General features: G+C 63.6%; 1 protein-coding gene and 1 riboswitch. The gene reads right to left on the bottom strand.

The features are described from left to right. Positions 1-180: 180 nt before the first annotated feature. Complete coding sequence (locus tag AC5LUJ_RS13245) at positions 181-315, bottom strand: hypothetical protein (RefSeq protein ID WP_493465010.1); 135 nt, start codon at positions 313-315, stop codon at positions 181-183. 198 nt (positions 316-513) lie between these two features. Next, positions 514-638, top strand: a riboswitch (TPP riboswitch). Positions 639-788: the final 150 nt, after the last annotated feature.

Raw genomic sequence — 788 nt, 5'->3', positions numbered from 1 at the left:
GCGCTTTTCATGTTCCTTCCACAAGTTTTCTTCCGCGCTCTTTCGGTATTTCCTCAAATTGGCGTACGAGTTTCATCTGATGAACTCCCGGCCGGCCGGCCTGCAAAATTATCCCTCGTTTTTCCGGGAAATTCAGACGATATTTCTTCCGAAATTTTCTGATAGCTGACGGATGATCGATCAGGTGGTTGTCGTGGCGTCCGGACGGGTGCCGCCCGTATTATCCGTGGTGGGTGGTTCGTCATAGCACCAGTCGTGGACGAGCCCGCTGACGAAGATTCCGAGGAAGAGGGCCAGCAGCGGCAGCAGAATCATTCATGCTCCCAGGGGGTGGAGAAGTGAGGGGGCGTTCCCGGTGACCGGGCGGACACTGTCCCAGCCTGATTACCCGCTCCCGGGAGCATCTCACCTGACGCTCGCCCGCGGTGACGCTGTGACACGATCTGCCGGTTGTGGGCGGGTGTTCCATCGATTGGGTGGCGGCAGGGTGCCGATTGGGCGTAGCGTCGCACCCAATGTCAACGCGGGAGCTTCCAACGCAGGAGGCTGAGAGGGCGGCTGGGTTCCACCCACAGTGCCGCCGACCGCCAGAACCTGTCCGGGTAATGCCGGCGTAGGGAGGCTGTCACATGGTGCTGCCTGTCGACCGATCGGTCTCCGTGTCCGCGCCCGTCACCGACGGAACGCCCGTCAACGACGGAGCGCCTGTCACCGGTGACGCGCCCGGCTCCACGGGGCGTGACACTCGGAGGCCCGCTGCCGGCGGGCCCGGCGGCGCGTCCGCGCCC

The sequence above is a fragment of the Protofrankia sp. CiP1_Cm_nod3 genome (assembly GCF_982290655.1).
This window is presented reverse-complemented; position numbering and strand designations above follow the sequence as displayed.